This window comes from Paraburkholderia fynbosensis, from assembly GCF_902859935.1.
Classification (GTDB): Bacteria; Pseudomonadota; Gammaproteobacteria; order Burkholderiales; family Burkholderiaceae; genus Paraburkholderia; species Paraburkholderia fynbosensis.
In genome coordinates this window covers 201,735-218,239 of record NZ_CADIKI010000010.1, presented here as the reverse complement: position 1 = coordinate 218,239, position 16,505 = coordinate 201,735, and the positions used below count along the sequence as shown (strand labels likewise).

The 16,505-nt window shown below is 62.6% G+C and carries 16 protein-coding genes and 1 pseudogene; 8 read left to right on the top strand and 9 right to left on the bottom strand.

The annotated features are described in order from the left end of the window. Positions 1-341 precede the first annotated feature (341 nt). On the top strand, positions 342-1,802 hold the full coding sequence (locus HV770_RS18600; protein ID WP_175161854.1) for an HdeD family acid-resistance protein: 1,461 nt from the start codon (positions 342-344) through the stop codon (positions 1,800-1,802). 1 nt (position 1,803) lies between these two features. On the opposite strand, the gene HV770_RS18595 is transcribed toward HV770_RS18600, so the two are convergent. The 7 genes from HV770_RS18595 to HV770_RS18570 form a co-directional block, all read right to left on the bottom strand. Beyond that, complete coding sequence (locus tag HV770_RS18595) at positions 1,804-2,085, bottom strand: hypothetical protein (RefSeq protein WP_175161852.1); 282 nt, start codon at positions 2,083-2,085, stop codon at positions 1,804-1,806. A 42-nt stretch (positions 2,086-2,127) separates the two neighbouring features. Next, positions 2,128-2,454, bottom strand: a complete 327-nt coding sequence (locus HV770_RS38735; protein WP_246291000.1) for a Csu type fimbrial protein — start codon at positions 2,452-2,454, stop codon at positions 2,128-2,130. 51 nt (positions 2,455-2,505) lie between these two features. Then, on the bottom strand, positions 2,506-2,820 hold the full coding sequence (locus tag HV770_RS38730; protein ID WP_281366223.1) for a spore coat protein U domain-containing protein: 315 nt from the start codon (positions 2,818-2,820) through the stop codon (positions 2,506-2,508). Between the two features lie 85 nt (positions 2,821-2,905). After that, entirely contained in the window at positions 2,906-4,114 is a 1,209-nt protein-coding gene (locus tag HV770_RS18585) for an MFS transporter (RefSeq protein WP_175161968.1), read from the bottom strand. Between the two features lie 139 nt (positions 4,115-4,253). Beyond that, the gene (locus HV770_RS18580; protein ID WP_175161850.1) at positions 4,254-4,730 is read right to left on the bottom strand and encodes a VOC family protein; all 477 of its coding nucleotides are present in this window, start codon (positions 4,728-4,730) and stop codon (positions 4,254-4,256) included. 58 nt (positions 4,731-4,788) lie between these two features. Beyond that, positions 4,789-5,262, bottom strand: coding sequence for a VOC family protein (locus HV770_RS18575; RefSeq protein WP_175161848.1), 474 nt, complete (start codon positions 5,260-5,262; stop codon positions 4,789-4,791). A 180-nt stretch (positions 5,263-5,442) separates the two neighbouring features. Beyond that, entirely contained in the window at positions 5,443-7,080 is a 1,638-nt protein-coding gene (locus HV770_RS18570; protein WP_175161846.1) for an SH3 domain-containing C40 family peptidase, read from the bottom strand. A gap of 270 nt (positions 7,081-7,350) precedes the next feature. Here HV770_RS18570 and HV770_RS18565 point away from each other — a divergent pair, with 270 nt between their 5' ends. The 3 genes from HV770_RS18565 (at position 7,351) to HV770_RS18555 (ending at position 8,780) form a co-directional block, all read left to right on the top strand. Beyond that, positions 7,351-7,776 (top strand): TOBE domain-containing protein, encoded by a 426-nt coding sequence (locus tag HV770_RS18565; protein ID WP_175161844.1) that lies wholly within the window; start codon positions 7,351-7,353, stop codon positions 7,774-7,776. Between the two features lie 245 nt (positions 7,777-8,021). Next, positions 8,022-8,531 carry a GAF domain-containing protein gene (locus HV770_RS18560; RefSeq protein WP_175161842.1) on the top strand — a complete coding sequence of 170 codons (510 nt, stop codon included), beginning with the start codon at positions 8,022-8,024 and terminating at the stop codon, positions 8,529-8,531. Positions 8,532-8,573: 42 nt separating this feature from the next. Next, complete coding sequence (locus HV770_RS18555; protein ID WP_246290998.1) at positions 8,574-8,780, top strand: hypothetical protein; 207 nt, start codon at positions 8,574-8,576, stop codon at positions 8,778-8,780. Between the two features lie 455 nt (positions 8,781-9,235). Here HV770_RS18555 and HV770_RS18550 read toward each other — a convergent pair whose 3' ends face one another. Both HV770_RS18550 and HV770_RS18545 read right to left on the bottom strand, forming a co-directional pair. Continuing rightward, positions 9,236-10,354: an extracellular catalytic domain type 1 short-chain-length polyhydroxyalkanoate depolymerase gene (locus tag HV770_RS18550; RefSeq protein ID WP_175161840.1), complete on the bottom strand. Its 1,119-nt coding sequence runs from the start codon at positions 10,352-10,354 to the stop codon at positions 9,236-9,238. Between the two features lie 85 nt (positions 10,355-10,439). Next, entirely contained in the window at positions 10,440-10,883 is a 444-nt protein-coding gene (locus HV770_RS18545) for a CopG family transcriptional regulator (protein WP_175161838.1), read from the bottom strand. Between the two features lie 1,304 nt (positions 10,884-12,187). Here HV770_RS18545 and HV770_RS18540 point away from each other — a divergent pair. The 4 genes and pseudogenes from HV770_RS18540 (at position 12,188) to HV770_RS18525 (ending at position 16,391) form a co-directional block, all read left to right on the top strand. Then, positions 12,188-13,267 carry a sugar transferase gene (locus tag HV770_RS18540; protein WP_175161835.1) on the top strand — a complete coding sequence of 360 codons (1,080 nt, stop codon included), beginning with the start codon at positions 12,188-12,190 and terminating at the stop codon, positions 13,265-13,267. 126 nt (positions 13,268-13,393) lie between these two features. Continuing rightward, positions 13,394-14,518 carry a polysaccharide biosynthesis/export family protein gene (locus HV770_RS18535; RefSeq protein ID WP_246291005.1) on the top strand — a complete coding sequence of 375 codons (1,125 nt, stop codon included), beginning with the start codon at positions 13,394-13,396 and terminating at the stop codon, positions 14,516-14,518. A gap of 34 nt (positions 14,519-14,552) precedes the next feature. Further along, positions 14,553-15,957 (top strand): annotated as a pseudogene (locus HV770_RS39765) (UDP-glucose dehydrogenase family protein). Next, entirely contained in the window at positions 15,954-16,391 is a 438-nt protein-coding gene (locus HV770_RS18525; RefSeq protein WP_175161833.1) for a low molecular weight protein-tyrosine-phosphatase, read from the top strand. The pseudogene HV770_RS39765 and the gene HV770_RS18525 overlap by 4 nt, the downstream one beginning before the upstream one ends. Positions 16,392-16,505 lie beyond the last annotated feature (114 nt).

Sequence of the window (16,505 nt, the reverse complement as noted above, 5' to 3'; positions counted from 1 at the left end):
GTCTGAATCGGCGTGGTCCAATCGGGTCTTCACGCTCAGGCCGTCGCGCTGCAGGGCGGTGCGCGACAAGCTCGCGAATCAGTCCGCGTGTGATCTCGCGCAGCGTGCCTGCTTGCACGCTACTCCGCATGACCAACCGCAGGCCACCCTGAGCGTCGGCAAGCGCAGTGCGCGCGCGTCGTCGGCGAAAGCGCCTTGGTAGCCATCACACGAATCCGTTTGATCCATTTCGCGCTTCGTTCTGCGTCCGCGCGGCTGCGCCCGCCGCAACGCGCCGTTGCGCGCATCGAATCTGTATAAGATGACGGTCGAACTCGTGCATCCGCCAAGGAGGGCTTGCGATGGTTCGTCTGGTGATGATTCTGCTGGGCGTCGATTATCTGCGTACCCGCTGGCGATCGTTGCGGATCATCGGCTGGCTGAGTGCGCTGCTCGGCGTGGTGATATTCATCGACGCGCTCGATAACGCGCTTTATTTTCCGATCACGCCGTTCGCGATACTGCTGCTGCTCGAAGGACTCTGCACGCTGGCCGTCGCGTGGACCGGCATGGGCGGGCAACGCACGCTGCGCTACGTGAAGGGCTTTGCGTTCAGCTTTGCCGCGGCGCTGATTCTGGCCGGCCACCACCACGGCCATTTCATTCTGTCGATGATCTTCGGCATGCTGTTTCTGGCCGACGGCTTGCTGCAGATCGTCTCGGCGCGGGTGGTCCGCTATCGCACATGGCGGCTCGCAATCATCGGCGGCAGCCTCGAAATCGCGCTGGCGATTTTCTTCTTCCAACCATTCCCGACCCACTACGTGGGCACCGTGCCGTACTGTCTCGGCCTCGGGCTGATGTTCGGCGGCTGGAATCTGATTTTGCTGAGCACACGGGCACGGCGCCTCGCGTCGAACCCGGCGGTGGCCGCCGACGATGCCGCGGCGCATGCAGCGTCCGCACCCGCTGCGCCCGCCCAGACGGCGGCACGTGCGGCATCGCCGGGCCGGCCGACCACGCTCGAATGGGACGGTCCGCCTGCCGCCGACGAAGCCGCGTTGACCGTGCACGTGTGGACCCCGGTGGGCTCGGCCAAAAGCGAGGCGCGCCGGCAGCCGATCGTCGACCGCTATATCGCGGCGGTGGACCGCCATGGCGTGATATCGACCGGCCATGCCGCGCTCGAATCGCCCGAGGGCATCTACATCAGCTTGTACCCGGGCGTGGAGATCGATCGCTCACCGGACGATTTCACGCGGCTGTTGCGCGCCACGAGCGAGAACGACGTGCCGGGCGTGTTCCAGCCCGACTATCCGACCGAATCGAAGGCGTGGTGTCCGTCGACGGTGCAGGTGCGCATCCGCAACTACGATCCGGTCCGCTTGCGCCGCTTCTGGGAGACCTATCGGCAGGACACGACCTACAACCTGACGCATCGCAACTGTTCGAGCAGCGTGTCGCGCGCGCTGGAGGCGGCGCTCGAGGGCGCATCGGCGCGCGTGTGGGGCAACCTGGGCGGCTGGCGGCCGTTTTTGCGCGTGATCACGACGCCGGAATTGTGGGTGGCCGCGCAACTGCGCAAACGCGCTGCGACGATGGCGTGGACTCCCGGCCTCACGCTCGACTATGCGCGCGCGCTCAGCATGTTGGCGGACCCGCGGCCTTCCGGCTGGGTCCGCATGGCGCGGCTCGCCGTGCGCAGAATGATGCGCTCGCGGCAGCAGTGGCGTGAAGAGGCGCGCAACGCGACCGTGGCGCAGGCGGGGGAGCGCGGCGTGGCGCCGGGAGCGGTGCGGGATTCCGGCGTGAGTGACGCGTGAGTCATGCGTTGGCGAAACTTGAGCGACGCACGGGCGGCGCGTGCGTGAAACGCAACCGGCCCATCACCGGCATCGCAACGACGTGCAGTCTGCCCAACTTCGGCATTGCAACGAAAACGGCAATCGCGTCAACGGCTTGCGGATTTTGCCTCGCACTTATGCACAGATTTTTGAACAGATTCTGTTGATAACTTCTGTATTCCAAACCGCCGCTCAGATGAGTTGAGCCAATCAATCTCCGGCTCACGCCATGCTGCGAGGCGTCGCCGGCGTGAATAGGCAATCGCTACTCACTCACGCCCTCGCTTCAGCGTGCAAGCACGACTCAAAAACTGATCGTCGCGGTAATCGTGTCGCTGTAGTTGCCGGGCATCGGCGTGCTCTGCGCCGGCACGAGTCCGTACACCTTGATCGGCACCGCGTTTGCCGTTACCCGGCCGGTGGCCATCGTCGTGCCCGAGTTGCCGTTGCCCCAAGCGCTGGTCTCGGCCGAGTCCGTGTAAAGCTGGTCATTCACCGCGCCGCCCGCGCCGCCCCCGCCCACGCGCTGCATCTGACGCGCCGCCGCGTCGCCGTTCGAGCCGCTGCTCAGCGCGATCCGAAAGGCGTCGCCATTGGTGCAGCGCGCGGTAATCGCGCCGCTCGCGCTCAACGCAGGAACTCAGTACGCCCGCCGACGTGAAGGCGACATGGGCCGCGCTGATCAGGCAGTTGTTGCGCACTGTGCGCTGGCCGTGAAACCGACGCTGCCGGCGCTCGTCGTCAGTGCGGCGCAGCCCGGCGCGATCAGCAGGAAGAAGCCGTAGTTCAGCGAGGTCTGGCTGAGGGTCTGCGAATAAGTGGTGCTGACGTTGCCGGTGGTCGGCACCGTTGGCTGGTTGGCGGTGACGAGACCGTAGAAATTCACCGTCGCTGGTGCGCTCGAGCCCAAGGCGAGCGAATGCGCGGCGTCCTGATACAGGCCGTACTGCAACTGTTTGGCGCGGGTCGTCATGGAGCGTGCCGTGCTGCCGCCCAGATAATTGCTGAATAGTCCGATTAAGATTCGTGAATTAAATATGTGTCGATCGCGTCGCTGCGCATGCCATTAATTGGGATGCGCGTCATTCACCGAGTGCCAGCGCGCGCTTGCGTCGCAGCAACGAAGAGCCGAGCGAGACCGCCGCGCCGATGCCGCCCATTGCCAGCGACATCGCCACGATCAACGGTCCGGTTTGCGTCCGCGCCGATAACAGACCCACCAGCAGACCGGCGAGCGGCTGCGTCAGGTTGTTCAGCAGGATCACCACGCCGGTCGTCTTGCCGTAGTCCTCCGGCGGAATGATCCGCTGGCGCGCGCCGCGAATATAGACGTTGAACATCTTGTCGAAGCCGACGATCAGCAGGAAGCCGAGCGCGTAACCGCGGGGCGCGCCACTCGCGCCGGCGATCACGCCACCCGCGCAGATCGCCACGAACGCAACCCGGCCGAGCATCCTCGCGGGCCATGCGGTTCGCGCGATGGTCAGCAGGATCAGCACCGTGGCGACCGCGCCGGCTGATTGCAGCGCGGCATAGTAGTGGTTCGATTGCGCGTGATAGCCGGTCACCATCGCGGCCGACGTGGCGAGCGTCACGCCGATCACGAGGTTTTCGGCGGCTGCGAGCAGCACGAGCCTCTTCAGACCCGGCAACACCAGCACATGGCGCAGCGCGATGCGCAGCGGCCGGCTCCAGTGGCCCGCGAGACGGGGCGGCGGATTACCGGGCTCGAAGCCGCTCGTGCGCCGCCACAGCAGCAGCGCGCCATCGGCGGCGCCGAACAGCACGCCGGTGGCGCCGACCACCCATTCCCAACGCCACCAGCCGAGCAGCAGCGCGGCCAGCATCGGGCCGAGGACGACCCCCAACTGGTCGGCGAGTTGCGAGTAGGCGAGCACGCGTTGAAACTGCTGTGTGCTGAAGATTTGCGGCAGCATCACCTCGCGTGCCACCAGCCCCTGGCTCGTCAACACGCCGCAGATCGCCGAGAGCGCGATCAGCCAGCCGATCCCGCCAAACAGCAGGTACGCGAGCACGCCGCCGAAGCACGTCAGGGCCCGGACGGTCTGACTCACTCGCATCAGCCTGAGCGGCGCAATGCGGTCGCACAGCGCGCCGAAGAAAGGGAACACGAGGTATCGGGGCAGCGTTTCGATGAAAAACGCGAGGCCCGACCACGAGACCTCGCGCGTCGTCTGGAACACGACGAGCGGAACGAGAAACAGCAGAATCTGATCGGCGAGACGCGCGACAAACAGCGAGCAGAAGAAAGCCTGATGATTGACGCGCACCATGGATGTCCCGTCGTTTATGGGTCGACACCGATGCTATCAAAGATGGCTGCGCCAGTCGCGCAGCGAGACGCGCCGCCCGTCGGCCGCAACACCGCGTGGGCGGCGTGAGGGGGCCGGTGGGCGGCGCGAGGACTGCTTACGCTGTACCGCGATACGCACGCTCCAGTTGCGCGACATCCAGCTTGACCATTTGCATCATCGCTTTCATCACGCGGCTTGCTTTTGCGGTGTCCGGATCGCGCAGCATATCGCCGAGCGCGTCGGGCACGATCTGCCAGGACACGCCGAAGCGGTCCTGCAGCCAGCCGCATTGCCACGGCTTACCGCCGTCGAGGAGCTTCGACCAGTAGTGATCGACCTCCGCCTGGGAGCTGCAATGCACGAACAGCGAAATCGCCGGGGTGAACGGAAATTGCGCGCCGCCGTTCAGGGCCATGAACTCCTGGCCTTCGATCTCGAACGTGACGACCAGCACGTCGCCCTCCGGGCCCGGTCCGGCGTCCGTGTAATGCATCGTGGTGGCGATGCGCGAAGCGGAAAACACGGACGTATAGAAGCGGGCCGCTTCTTCCGCATTGCCGTCGAACCACAGGCACGGCGCTATCTTTTGCATGACGGTTCTCCTGCTGCCAGGCGGATCGGGCTTGCGCTGCTTTCGCTTTACCGACGCGTCAGCCGTCGCATTTCATCGTGGCCATGGCCTGCTGGATTTCTTCCGCGCTCAGATCGCGGGTGTGCGTGGCGAGCGACCAGCGATGGCCGAACGGGTCCTGCAACTGGCCGTAGCGGTCACCCCAGAACATGTCGGCGACCGGCATCAGGACGGTCGCGCCGGCCTCGACGGCCTGGTTGAAGCTGGCGTCGACGTCCTGCACGTAGTGGTGAATCGTGACCGGCGTGCCCTTGAGCGTATTCGGGCCGAATGCCTGATGGTCGGGCCACTCGTCGGTCAGCATCAGCATGGAGTCGCCGATCTTCAGGCAGGCGTGCATCACCTTGCCGCCCGGCCCCGGCAGGCGGAACTGTTCGACGGCATTGAAGGCCTTCGTGTAGAACGCGATGGCGTCCGCGGCGTTGGCGCAGATCAGATACGGTGTGAGCGAGTGCATCCCGTCGGGGATCGGTTTGACGGCGGCGCTGGTCATGACGGTGACTCCTTGAAGTAACAGGTTCGCGAGTTGAAAGACTGGCTGCGTGAGCCAGGTCTTCAACGTTACGACGAGTCCAGCGCAGTTGAATCGACACTCCGGAAAAAATATTTTCGGGGTGGGGGCCGCGAGTTGCGCCGGAACCCGCCGGAACCTCCATCAGCCGCCAGAAGCCATTCAACCGGCCGGATTGTCTTCATCCGGCGGCACGGATGACGGCGGTGGCAGAACCGCGTCGGGCGTGCCGAGGATGCTGATCTGGAACGTCCGCGTGGCCGCCAGCGACTGCAACGTGGCGTCCTCGGGGATGTGCTCGAAGAGCGGCAGGATCACCGAGCCGCCGATCACCGCGCGCCGGCTGTTGTCGGCCGGCCGCAAGCCCCACACGTCCTGATAGACGACCGGCACCGTGACGCCGTCGCGCGCCGTATTGCCGATGTACAGCATCACGTGGCCGCCGATGTAGATCAGCGTGCGAAATGGCTCGCCGTGCCGGGCGAGATAGTCAAGCCGCTGCGCAGGCGTGGAGGCGGACAGGTCGATCATGCGCCCCGCGCTCATCTGCGTCGACGAATGGCGCGGCAGCCACACGCCGAACGCGGCGAAGATGCTTTGCAGTTCCGACGAACAGTCGTTGTAGAGCCCGCTATTGCCCCAGCCATACGGCCGTCCGATCAGCGCTTTCATAAGCATTGCCAGGTGGCGCGGTGTGGCGGCGAGCGGCATGGGTGCGATTTGCGCTTCGCTCAGCGTGGCGGTGCGGATGAGCGCGCGGCCATCGGCATCGCGGACCGGCACGAGCACTTCGCGCATCGCGGGGGGCGGGGTGACGCTCGCGGCCTGGTTGCCTGTTTCGCTGATCTTTCCGTCGGCGGACGTATGCCGCTCGATGGGCGCCGGCGAGTCCGACGACGACGGCAGCAACGGCAATATCGTGCCCGCCGGCGCGTCGAAGCGGAATATGCCGCGGCTGTCGCGCACGGGCGCCGATGCGAGCGTCACCGCGCCGAGCGATTTGCCGGCCGCGGCGCGCCATGCGTCGACGAAGTGGTCGTCGGCCATCGCGACGCCGTCGCTACGCACCCAGCCCTGCACGTCGGGCGTCTGCACGTAATGCCACGCGCCGTCGACGCTGCTGCCCAGCACATACAACGGCGTGCCCGGCCGCGTGGCCGAAATCTGCAGGTTGTCGAACGGATAGCCTTCGCCGGCCAGACGATGGTCGTAAAACGAAGGATCGGAGGTCGGCAGTTCGCGCACCATCAGGTTGGTGGTGGCAATTGCGCGGCGCCCGGGTTGATAGGCCGGCGCTTGCGTGAACTGCCCGACGTTCATGTTCTGCGCGATCGCATCGATCCATGCCTTGTCGTGCGGGCGGAAGTTCTCGCCATAGCCGAGCTCAGCGCCGCTCCTGCCGGTGTTGTCGAATCTGGCGATGCGGCGCTGCTGCAATGCGGCAATGTCCGCGCCTTGCTGTCGATAAACGCGCGTGTTCACGTACGCTGAATTCCACGGCGATGCTGCGTTCACGCCGGTGCCGAAGTAGCGCGCGTAGAGCGCCCTGAAATGCGCCTGCTGATCCGCCGCGCTGAGGAACGGCTGGTCATAGCCTGCGTCGTCCGGTTTGAGCCAGTGATCGACGTCCTGGTCGTAACCGGCGAGCGGAAACAGCGTAACGGTATCGACCGGCGCGTGCGCGGCGCGCGGCGGCGCAGTGCTGCACGCGGCGAGCATCGTGAGAGCGGCGCACAGCGCGGCGGCACGGCACGCGTTCGGCCATGAAGCAGCGAAGCGGGACAGGACGGCAATGGACATAGGGTTCGGCGTGGAGGATCGAAGGACACGATGATAAGGTGTTCGCGACGCGCGCCGTGTTGCGCGGTGTTGTGCCGGCGCTGCGTCAGGCATGCTCATGCACGACGCTTCTGTGTTTTCATGCTGATTCGGAGCGCTCAGCGCGGCCGCACGCGAGCGCACCTCATACGCAGGGGCCGCAGCCGGCCAGCATTCGATTAGCCGTTTCATACCTGAATCCCCGCCTCGCAATGTTAGTGCGAGGCGCCCTGATCAACCAAGGAGCACGACATGCAAACCAGCGCGCGCAATCAATTCGCCGGCGAAGTGGCCGAAGTCAAACACGGCGCCGTGAACGACGAAGTCACGCTGCGCACTCAGGACGGTCTGGAGATCGTCGCGATCATCACGCATGGCAGTGCGACGTCGCTCGGCCTCGTAGCCGGCAAGAAGGCGTTTGCGCTGGTGAAGGCGTCGTCGGTGATCGTGATGGTCGACGTCGCGAAGAACCAGGTGTCGGCGCGCAACTGCATCGCCGGGACGGTGTCGGCGGTGACGAAGGGCGCAGTGAACTCGGAAGTCACGATCAGCGCGGGCGGTGCGCAGATCGCGGCGATCGTCACCAACGAGAGCGTCGAGCGGCTCGGCCTCGCGAGTGGTCAAGCGGCGACCGCGATTTTCAAGGCGTCGAGCGTGATTATTGGCGTCGATCAGTAAGCCGCTGATCGAAGGTCCGGCGCGGTGCGGTTTCTCGTGATCGGTCGGAAACTGGCGAGGCTGACGAGTGTGGGCGGCGCGCGGCATGCAAGGCGCGGCAAGCGCGGCAGGGCACAGCACGGAGCGACACGACACGACACGACAGCGCGCCGCGCAGCGACGCGTCGCACCCTGAACTAACCGCCCGCTTGCTTTAAACTGCACACCCTTGCTGTTCTCTTTCCGCTTTCATCACGGACGCCGTCATGTTCGAAGTCTCCCCCGCCTCGCCTCTGTCCAAAGCCGCGCATTACGACGAACTGGTTGCCCAGGCGCGCGCGCTGCTCGCCGACGAAACCGACTGGATCGCCAACGCCGCGAATTTTTCCGCCTTCGTGTTTCATTCGCTGAGCGATCTGAACTGGGCCGGCTTTTACTTTCACGATGGCCGCGAACTGGTTGTCGGACCGTTTCAGGGCAAGCCCGCGTGCGTGCGCATCGCCCTTGGCAAGGGCGTGTGCGGCACGGCCGCGCAGACCCGTCAAACCCAGGTCGTGCGTGACGTGCACGAGTTTCCCGGCCATATCGCGTGCGATGCGGCGTCGCAATCCGAAATCGTCGTGCCGCTCGTCGCGCCGGACGGCACGTTGATCGGCGTGTGGGATGTGGACAGCCCGGTCGTCGCGCGCTTCGATGCGCAAGACGCGAAGGGGATGGAAGCGTTGTGTGCGGTGTTCATCGAAGCGGCGTTGCCGCGCGCGGCGGCTGCGTCCTGAGCGACGGGGTATATGGGCGTGTGCCGCGAGTAGGGCAATCCGGTGATCAACTACAGCAGCGGTGGCACGCAGCGCATCGATGTCGAAGTGGAACTGGCCGAGCGCAAGGACGTCGATGCTGCGATCGGCGAACTGAAGAAACTGATCGCCGACGAACCGCCTTTGTTGGGCGGCGCGACGCTTGCGCCGGTCGTCACAGTCGCCGGTTATCCGGACGACGGCGGTGCGACACTGCGCATCGCCGCATAGTGGCGTACGCGGAACGTGCCGCTCGCCGGCGGCGATTCGCAGGCGCATGCGCAGGCGGCGCTTGAACAGGCACGGTGCCCCGTGGCGGCCTGAGGACGGTGGCGCGCGGAGCGCGGCATCCGAGGCCCGCTCTCGCGCGGTCCGCTTCGAGTGCCTTGAGCGACAAAGGCGCCAGCGGTTGTGGTGCGTGGTCCACGAACCTCCCGCTGTGTTCTTGCCTCGCGCGTGCCCAATGTTGCTTAACGGCGTTTATGTGCCGACCCGGCGTCGCACATGCGCGTCCTGATGTAAGCGTCGGCGAGTGACGATTACCGCGTCGACTTCGACTGCGGATGGCGCGAAACACGCCATGTCCGCGATATGCGCTTCACGAACCTCGCGCTGCGTTTGTGCCTGAGGTGAGCCGAAGCGAAGCGCTTTGGTCAAACGCTTGCTCGTCGCGCCTGCGGCGCTTGTTACGCCCGTGGGTGAGCCAGAAAAAATCGCAGCATTTCCGCTGTGGCGTCCGGCCCGGCCGGGTCCGTGTACGAGCCGCGCTGACTCCCGCCGGCCCATGCGTGCCCCGCGCCGTGTATCGACCAATACTCCGCTTCGACGCCGTTTTCCGCGACGAGTCGCTGCAACGTCGCAGTACGTCCATTGCCTGACGCACCCGCCGCCGACGGCGGGGCGACCGTCGTGGCGTTTGCCTCGAAGCTCGCAACGAGTTCAAGGGCATTCGACGGATGTACCGTCGTATCCGCATCGCCATGAAACACGATCAGCGGGCGCTGCGGCGCGGCGCGCATGCGGGCGCGCGACGGCTTGCCACCCTTCATCGCGGCGAGCGCGGAAGGCAGGTCCTTCGCGCATCCGTAGGCGAGCCCCGAATGCACACAGGCGGCGGCATACAGATCGGGCGAGGTCTTCAGCATGATGTCCGCCATCGCGCCGCCCGCCGATAGACCCGCCACGTACACGCGCGCGGCGTCGACGCGATACCGCGTCATCACTTCGCGCGTGATGCCCGCGATCAGTGACGGTTCACCGTTCTCCCGCTGTTGATCGGCTGGCTTGAACCAGTTCCAGCATTTCGAATGATTGGCCGCTTGCGATTGATTCGGATATACGACGATGAAGCCGTGACGCTCAGCCATTTCGTTCATGCGCGTGCCGGCCGCGAAGTCGTCGGCGTTCTGCGTGCAGCCGTGCAGCATGACGATCAAAGGCATCGGTTCGTGGTTGTAGACAGCAGGCACGTACAGCTTGTATTGACGCTGGCCCGCACTGTTGCTGAAAGTGTGAGCGCTGAAGGCGCCGGGTGTGTCGGCGTCGATTGTGTAGGGGGCAGGGGCGTGCGTGCGCGCGTGGCGGGGTGGCCGAGCCTGTGCGTGTGTGCCGGTGTGAACCTCGGTCCAGGCTCGCGTCCAATCGCTTGCCGTCGCTTGCGTTTGCGCTGTTTGCGCGTGGCTCCCCTGAGCGTTGGCGCCCGCGAGCGCGCGTTGAACCGCGGCGGTCGCTTCCTGGGGACCTTTCGTACGCAGCAGATCGAAGGCGTCTTTCATCGACTTCAGGAAATCTTCGTTCATGTTCATGATGGGTTGCGTTGCCTTTGTGTGGTGGCATGAGTGAACCGGCGCCATGCCAAGGTTCAGCGATGCGATGAGTCGAGCGAAACCCCTAGCTGATGCGGCCGGCAAGCGCCGCTTTGACTGCCGGCGACGCGTGAAATGCACCCAGTACGACGACCGACGCGATGGTGGCTGCCGCGAGTTCGGGCGGCACATCGGCGGCGATGCTGGCGAGGCCGAGCACGTGAATGTCGAGTTGTTCGTGCGCAGCCTGAGCAGCTTCGAGATCCTGTCGCGAGAAGTGCTGCAAGCCGAGCACCATCGCGCGGCGCGTCACGGTTTCCGTGACGACCTGCGCGTGCACGGCAAGCTGATTACGGATCGCCGTGCGGATCAGGTCGGTGCGATTCGTGTAAAAGCCTTCTTCGACCAGCAGATCGATCTGGCCGAGGTCGATCGGCCCCAGGTTGATGGTGATTTTCTCGGTCTCGCCGCCTTTGGGGCGGGAGCTGTCGACGAGATTGAGTTTGGGCACGTTTCCTCCAGTGGGCATCCGGACGCCATCCAAATAACATCCAATGGGATGGTTATACGCCTCTCGATCGGTGGGCGTCAAATGGGAAATTGAGGGTCAGAGGGGAGGCGCAGCGTCGGGGAAATTCGTTGCTGCAGTGCAATCGGCGCCATATTGACGAACCGGCGGCATGATCCTGGACATGGTCGAAGCTTACGAAGCGGGGCGTGCCGTGGCACCGAATGCCATCTACTGCGTTGGCATCGACGCGTTCGTTCGAGTTTCGCAAGGGAAGTGACAAAGGCATCGAACGTGATGACCAGGCGCGTGCTCGATGACGGGTTCATCGATGAGGACGTATTGCATTCCGGGTCGGTTTGCACGGCTCGGCGCCATCGCGAGGATCACGCGGCGACCGGGACTCCCGCCTGGGAAATCAACGGTTCAACTTGCTTGCCGATGATCGTTGCCTTGGGCCTGGTGTCGGGTCCACACTGTCCCGTCGAGTCGGTGCGATGGTTACTGCGGTAAATTCATTCGTGCAGTGGGCGCCGCCGAAGAAGTGGCCGGAGTTATCGAATCCCTTCTATGTTGCACGCCTTAAGGGGGCTGTAGCATGGCTGCTTCAGTGATTTAGGGTGTGAAGTGCATCGCGCAGGATATTCAATTTCTTTCATAGCCGTAAATATGGTTAGCAGTCTTGGATTGTTAGTACCTTCATTAATTGACGGCGATTGTTAAATCATTTTATAAACTCGCGAAGCCTTTGATGAAATTGGCCGCTGCAGGAACGCTGCGATGCGCCGCTCGCGCCGATGCAGTGCGCTTGACGTAGTTGGATGAAGCGGACTTTGTCGTCTCGCCTTCAGTGCACAGCGCGTGTCTATGCGCGGTCTGCCTCATTATGCTGAACGTCGCTCCGATTGCGGTGCGGGCACTTGACGCCCGACGACTTCACTCAGCGTAAAAGCCTCTCTTTCAAAGGCGCAGTGTAGTCGAATTCCTTGAGTGGATCGCTCTTCAGGACGGTGGCCTCACGAAGGTAGCCGTACCCGACTACGTTTCGATTCGTCATGCCATGTCCTGAAGTATGCGAGGACCGGCTATGCGAGCATCGTACGCAGTTGTTTCATCTGCTGCCGTGCAGGTCCAAATTCAGATTTCAAATCAACTTCCACCGGAACACACTGAGGCGGGCAGTCTGAGGTTATCGAAAACAGAAAACGCGCATCGAAGGAAATAGCAGGCGCAGTGAAGCGAATATTATGTACCAAAAAAACCCGCCAAAAAATAAGTACACCGAATCGACCAGCGACTTGATGACTGGCGTGGAAGGGGCGTTCATGAATGGATTTTTATCGCGTGTTACGGACGGCGCGCTCATTGTGGTTGGCGCCTTGTGTGCTTTGCACTTTAGCGGAACGGGCAGTGCCGGCGCCATGCGCTTCGACGTCTCACTCGTGGCGTTCGCTGTAGCGTTAGCGCTGTCGGTATTTCCCGCTTGCGGAACTTACCGCCCGGTGCGCACGCAGTCGTTGATCAATTTGATGAGCCGCACGATTCTGGCGTGGACCGTCGTTCAGGCATGCGGCTTCGCTCTGCTTTATGTATTGCATCGCTTTCATCTGGTGTCACGGGTGTGGTTCATCTACTGGACTATCACAAGCGGGCTGGGGATGCTGATTGCTCGCACGCTGGCGCTGGCCATCCTGGAGCTGTGCTGGCGTGTCGGAAAGCGCGCGCATCGGGCGGCGCTCGAAGGCGTGAGCGTGCAGGCTGCCGCGCCAAACGAGACCGCGAGCGTCGCCGAACCTGGGCGGCTGGCGGTTAAGCGCGGCTTCGATCTGCTGTTCGCGGTGCCGATGCTATTTTCGCTCGCACCGTTCTTCGCGGTCATTGCATTGCTGGTGCGTCGTGATGGCGGTCCGTCGGTATTCGGTCACGAACGGATTGGATTGCATGGCCGCACATTCCGCTGTCTGAAGTTCCGCACGATGATCGTCAACGCCGACGAGATTTTGGGCGAGCTACTCGAACACGATCCGGACGCGCGTGCGGAATGGGCTCGCGACTTCAAGCTAAAAAACGACGTGCGGGTGACGCCGGTTGGCCGCTTTCTGCGGCGCACGAGTCTCGATGAATTGCCGCAATTGTGGAACGTCGTGCGTGGCGACATGAGCCTGGTTGGACCGCGGCCGGTCGTGGAGCAGGAATTGGAGCGGTATGGCAAAGACGTGAGCTACTACTTGACGACGAAACCAGGCATGACAGGTGTCTGGCAGGTGAGCGGACGCAACGATGTGGACTACGCGAGACGCGTGTCGATGGATGTGTTGTATGCGAAGCGGTGGTCGCTGGCATGGGACGTGGCAATTCTCGTGAAGACGATCGGTGTCATGGTGCGGCGCGAAGGAGCGTATTGAATGGTGCACCGCGGTGACAGCCAGGCCGCCATGGTTCAGCGGCGAGCAGGAAATCCAGAAAAACCGGGAAAAGGAATGAACGAAATGGCCAGAGCGACAAGAGCTGTCGCTATAGCTCATCTGACAATGCGGCGCGGCACGTTCTTGGTGTTGGGTGTGTCTGCGTTTCTGGCGGCGTGCTCTTCTGCGCCGGGGATGAGAATGATCACACCGCCCACACTGCCCGTTGCTGCGCAGACGGCACGCGATGCTGCCACTCAGCTGGAGATCCCGATTACCGACATCAACCTCGAGTTGATTACGAAGCTGCGCGATGAAACTTCGCATATGCCTTCGAGCCTACCGCCCGTTGCGCCTCAGACAGCGGCTGACGGCTACACGCTCGGCGTCGGAGATGTGCTGCAAATCACTGTGTGGGATCACCCGGAATTCGCCGCCGCTTTGGGCACGCAGCCCGCCGCATCAGTGCGCGCAAGCGACCCGACGAACGGTATCGTCGTCAATCACGGTGGCGATATTCAGTTTCCTTATGTCGGTTCCCTTCACGTAGCCGGTTTGCGACCTGAGGAAGTTCAGGAGGCAGTCACGCGAGGCCTGTCGAAGTTTTTCAAAGATCCACAAGTGACCTTGCGGATCGCTTCGTTTCGCTCGAAGCAGGTGTTCGTGGACGGCGAGGTGAGGACGCCCGGCGTTGTACCGGTAACCGACATCCCCATGACGCTTTACGATGCGGTGAGCGCAAGCGGTGGATTCACGGCGACAGCGGACCAGAGTCATGTGGTGCTCGTCAGGAACGGGACCTCGTATCCAATCAATTTGACCAGACTGTTGGAGCAGGGCAAGAGTCCCTCGCAAATCGTACTGAGAAACGGCGATTTGCTGCGGGTCGGCGCACGCGACGACAACGGTGTGTTTGTTATGGGTGAGGTCACGAAGCCCGTGACTGTGTTGCCGATGCGAAGCGGCAAGCTGACGTTGAGTGACGCGCTGTCGCAAGCTGGAAGCATCAATTCCATGAGCGCCGACCCACGGCAACTGTATGTGATTCGGGGTTCATTGAACGGCAGCCCGCAAGTATTTCATCTGGACGCCGCGTCACCAGTCTCCATGGTGCTTGCCAACGAATTCGAGTTGCAGCCAAAAGACATCGTGTATGTCGATAGCAACGGTCTCGTGCGTCTGAGCCGTGTGCTGAGCCTGCTGCTGCCAGCCGTCAACGCAGGGCTGACTGGCGCAATTGTCACCAAGTAACGAAGTCGCATCAATCAGAGAGCGAAAACCATTCATGAAGATTACCGTCGTCGGCACTGGATATGTCGGACTGGTTACCGGCGCTTGTCTCGCAGAGATTGGCCACGATGTGATTTGCCTCGATCTCGACGCCAGCAAGATTTCGATGCTGAATCGCGGTGAGATTCCGATTTATGAACAAGGCCTCGACGACATCATCGCCAGAAACGTGCGTTCGAACCGACTCAGGTTTTCCACCGATGTCGCAGCTGCCGTCGCGCACGGGGAGTTTCAGTTCATCGCGGTGGGTACGCCCCCTGACGAAGATGGGGCTGCCGATCTGCAGCACGTCCTTGCTGCGGCGATCAATATCGCCTCGTACATGAACGAGCCGAAAATCGTCGTCGGTAAATCCACTGTACCGGTTGGGACGGGGGAGCGCGTCAAGAGAGCTATTGCCGACGTACTGGCGAAGCGTGGCGTCACGCACGCCTTTGCGGTTGTGTCGAACCCCGAGTTCCTGAAGGAAGGCGCCGCGGTGGAGGACTTCATGCGACCGCACCGTATCGTGATTGGCAGCGATGATGACGAGACCAGTGTGGCTGCGCGTGAGCGCATGAGGTTGCTTTATGAGCCGTATAACCGGAATCACGAGCGCACTGTCTACATGGATCTGCGTTCTGCTGAATTCACAAAGTACGCAGCCAATGCCATGCTCGCGACCCGTATTTCGTTTATGAACGAACTCGCGAACCTTGCTGATCGCGTGGACGTCGACATCGAATCCGTGCGTCGAGGTGTCGGTTCAGATCCGCGCATCGGATATGACTTCTTGTATGCCGGATGTGGATACGGGGGGGTCGTGTTTTCCGAAGGACGTGCGCGCGCTGATCCGCACCGCCAGTGACGTAGATTGCCAGATGAGGATCTTGTCGTCCGTGGAGGAGGTCAATGACGCGCAGAGAAAACTATTGGCATACAAAGTGATTGGGCGCTTCGGTCAAGACCTCTCCGGAAAGCGCTTTGGTTTATGGGGACTGGCGTTCAAGCCGAATACGGATGACATGCGTGAAGCGACGAGCCGTGTGTTAATCCGCTCATTGCTGTCCAGAGGCGCGTCGGTCGCCGCTTACGACCCTGTCGCGATCGAAGAAGCTGCGCGTGTGATCGATAGCGATCTAGGCGACGACCTGCCCGCGAAATCCCGGCTTTCGTTCGTCGCTGACAAGATGGCCGCGATTGAAGGGGCTGACGCGTTGATTGTCGTGACGGAATGGAAGGAGTTCAAGAGTCTGAACTTTGCAGAGATCGGCGAAACCCTTAAGCATCCAATCATTTTCGACGGCCGAAACTTGTACGAACCCGAAGACATGGGGCGGTTGGGGTTTGAGTACTACGGAGTCGGGCGTTCGAATATGTCCACGGAGAAACGCCGAAGTACGATCAGGAGCGCAGATTGATTGCGTCGATACTCGTAGTCTGCACGGGAAACATTTGTCGTAGTCCCATGGCCGAAGGCTTGTTCAGGCAACGATTCCCGACGCTTGACGTTGCGTCAGCCGGCCTCGACGCGCTCTCTGGAAATCCGCCGGCGCCGGATGCGGTCGCAGTGATGAGGTCGAAATCCATCCACATCGACATGCATCGGGCTGTCCAGCTGGAAAGCTGGATGTGCAGAATGTATGACATGGTGTTGGTGATGGAGGCGGCTCAGAAGCAGGAAGTGGAGCGCAGGCATCCGTTTGCGAGAGGCAAAGTCTTTCGCCTGCTCGAGTCTGAGGCTGCGGACGTAGTCGATCCGTATATGCGCGGGCCGGCCGCGTTCCAAACGACGCTTGACGCAATTGAGCGCGGTGTCGGTGCGTGGAGTGCCCGACTCAAAAGGGTGACGTGATCTGGCGCTCCACGCGTCGCCTGTAGTTTGCAACGCTGCGGGAAAGTGCCGGGACCGTTTTGATGCCGTCGTGTTTGATTCGAAAGAAAAAGACGGACGGTGTCGCGTGGGTAC